General features: G+C 35.6%; 3 protein-coding genes and 2 pseudogenes. All 5 read left to right on the forward strand.

Features of this window, described 5'->3' with window-relative positions:
- A pseudogene (locus DM84_RS05740) lies at window positions 1-461 on the forward strand (hypothetical protein); the annotation flags it as partial.
- A gap of 43 nt (window positions 462-504) precedes the next feature.
- Window positions 505-576, forward strand: a pseudogene (locus DM84_RS05745) (hypothetical protein); the annotation flags it as partial.
- Window positions 577-618: 42 nt separating this feature from the next.
- Window positions 619-825 (forward strand): hypothetical protein, encoded by a 207-nt coding sequence (locus DM84_RS05750; protein WP_250779026.1) that lies wholly within the window; start codon window positions 619-621, stop codon window positions 823-825.
- Complete coding sequence (locus DM84_RS05755; protein ID WP_250779027.1) at window positions 809-1045, forward strand: hypothetical protein; 237 nt, start codon at window positions 809-811, stop codon at window positions 1043-1045. The genes DM84_RS05750 and DM84_RS05755 overlap by 17 nt, the downstream gene beginning before the upstream one ends.
- Before the next feature lie 424 nt (window positions 1046-1469).
- Window positions 1470-2276: a hypothetical protein gene (locus DM84_RS05760; RefSeq protein ID WP_250779029.1), complete on the forward strand. Its 807-nt coding sequence runs from the start codon at window positions 1470-1472 to the stop codon at window positions 2274-2276.
- The last annotated feature ends 82 nt before the right edge of the window (window positions 2277-2358 follow it).

Here is a 2358-nt window from a genome sequence, read left to right on the forward strand (position 1 = left end):
AATTAGGCAAAAAACACGCTAAAGTTTCAGTTTTTAATTCTGATGATGATTGTAATGTAGACGAGGAAGATTTTGTAGCTTTTCCAAAGCAAAAAATGTATAAAACTAGAGCTGAGTTCATTGAAGAAGGTTATAAAATTATTCCATTTGGAAACAGCTTCGAAAAGGATGCTGGTCATGTCTTCATAAAAGGTAAAGAAATAACAATAGCTTACCATGGTACTCGTTTTAAGCACGGCTTGTGGGGTTTAAATGATGTAATCACCGATTTGAATGCATCTTTCACAACCTCAGAACTTTTACCTGAAGGTGGAAGGATTCATCGTGGTTTCTATAACTCATTTATAGATTCATGGCCTAATCTTTATGGTATCTTAAAGTCTCATGCCAAAAAGCAAGGTCAGAAATTAAAGATTTTAAATTTAATCTCACAGGTCATAGTATGGGGGAGCCGTTGCTAAAATAGCTGCTTTATGTCTCAACAAAACAGAAGGAGCTAAAGATATTCATGTTGCAACTTTTGGTGATCCGAGAGTTTTCGATCTTACTGCTAGTGAAATTTACAATGATGCTCTTCAGGAAACAACTATAAGAGTAACTCAGCATAGGCAAGACCCAATGCCAGCAGTATCACCTGGTTCGCTCGGTTACGCTCACGTGGGCGCACAACTCAGAGTATCAGTGCCGGAAGGATATGCTGTTCATAAAATGGATGGTTATCACGAAGCTATTTATAGAACAGATGAAAGGGAGTTCCAATCAAACAGTAGCGTATCTCTCTTTTATTATCCTTTATTATCCTTCAAAAATGCTAGGACGAATTAACTCTGCGGTTTTAGGTAATGCTCAATATTACGCTGCTAATTTAGTAGGGTATGCTTTCGGTCAATCAAACTTTTTTGAAGAGGTGAAGAGTAAGTATGAAAATTCTTCTAAGACTAAGCAAGTGGAAGGTAAACATGAAAACCCTTCTCTTGAACAAGTAAAGGTTGAGTCACATAAAGACTCTTTACTTTCCATGATTAGGTATGTAGCAGCTGGTTAATGGAGCATTGCTCCATTAACCCATAGCCCTTCTTAATAATAATCAAAACAAAGGATGGATCTTACAGTAACTGGATCAACAACATATAGTTATCAGACAGAGGGGCTATAGATCTCAGCGTCACGCGCTGGGATGACAAAAAGAGGGTGCTGATATGACAGTAGAAGGAGGCACTGGAATGACAAGAAAGGGATGAAAGGGTTACTTGAATGATACCCTCCTGATAGGCTTGAATTACAATGTTCGTATAGTTGTGTGTCACACACTGAAGCGGCAAACCACCTTTATTACCACCTCAAAGTAACTAGCTACGGGCACTATAGCGTTAAGCTACTTCTACTATATCTAATTAAGCATATTAATAGGTAAATGAATTTTAATATAATCTGATTATACTGATAAATACGCTGTATAGAGTGAAAGCATGGAAGATTTTATAACTGCAAGAAGGAAAGATGATGCTGTGATATCTGTTTGTCAGGATAATAGGAGAAAAACTGTATTAATTTCAGGGCTCAATCAAGCTGCAAGGGATTTATTAAAATACAAGAAAGAGAGTTTACTCAATAAGCCATTAATCAATATTTTAAGTGCAAGAGCAGCTGACGATGTGAGAAATTATTTAGAGTATGCCGAGGATGGATATGATTTACTTGACATATTGCCTAAAGTGATAGGTTTTTCCTTAATTGACTCTAAAGGAGAGGATATCAAGGCAAAAGTGAAAGTTTTCCGTACCATGCAATTCACTAATGACAAGATTAATTATGAGCTGTTGATACGCGACATTAGCCTACTTCATAAGCTAGGAATATTTAAGGATGAATATCTAATGGGTAAAAAGTACAAAAACCACGACTTATTTGGTATACCAGACAACGAATCTTCTATTCTAGAGCTGCGTGCTATATCAAATTTTGCTCTTCGACATCAAATTAGTGTAGCTGTGGGAGTTATTGGTTTCGATAGTAACTGTGAAGAGACGAACAATGCACTGAAAGTTGTTATAGAGCACTTTCACAAAAATTGCCGCAGTGATGATTTTTTAGGGTATATTGGCGAAAATAAAGTGCTCTTTATTTTATTTAACTGTAATACAGAAGGCTCATCTAAAGTAATTGATCGTATACATTCTGCTATCAATAAGCAGCTATTAAAGCAAAAATTACCCCGTGTATCAGTAATTTATGGAAGTATAGCTCAAAAACTAGCTGCACAGTACAAAATCTGATGTTTTATGTAAAAAAGTTGTCTTTTGTCTATATTGGATTTAAACTTAAATTTTTATAAAAATTTAAGTTTGTTCATGAAGT

Origin of the sequence: Wolbachia pipientis (genome assembly GCF_023661085.1) — a bacterium.
In the GTDB taxonomy this organism is placed as follows: Bacteria; Pseudomonadota; Alphaproteobacteria; order Rickettsiales; family Anaplasmataceae; genus Wolbachia.